1 pseudogene is annotated in these 372 nt (G+C 65.9%); it reads right to left on the bottom strand.

Annotated features, from left to right (window positions below):
* A pseudogene (locus AC5RWT_RS38090) lies at positions 1–372 on the bottom strand (RNase J family beta-CASP ribonuclease); the annotation flags it as partial.

The raw sequence follows: 372 nt of genomic DNA, 5'->3' as shown, positions 1-372 counted from the left end.
CAGCTTCTCCAGTTCCTTGAAGTCCACCAGCACACCGCGCGGGATGTTCAGGTAGCCGAGCTCGCGCGCCGTCGTCATGTTGCGCACCATGGACCGGCCCACGAAAGCGACCTTGCGACCGTACTTGTGTGCCACGTCGATGACCTGCTGGATGCGGTGCACGTGGCTAGCGAAACTGGAGACGATCACGCGGCGCGGGGCGGTGCGCATGACCGTATCGATTGCCGGCACCAGATCGGCCTCGGCAGCGAGGAAACCGGGAACCTCGGCGTTGGTGGAATCCGGCAGGAACAGGTCCACGCCCTCGTCGCCCAGCCGCGCGAACCCGGCCAGGTCGGTGATCCGGCGGTCCAGCGGGAACTGGTCCATCTT

This window comes from Arthrobacter sp. Dra40 (assembly GCF_059091905.1).
This window is presented reverse-complemented; position numbering and strand designations above follow the sequence as displayed.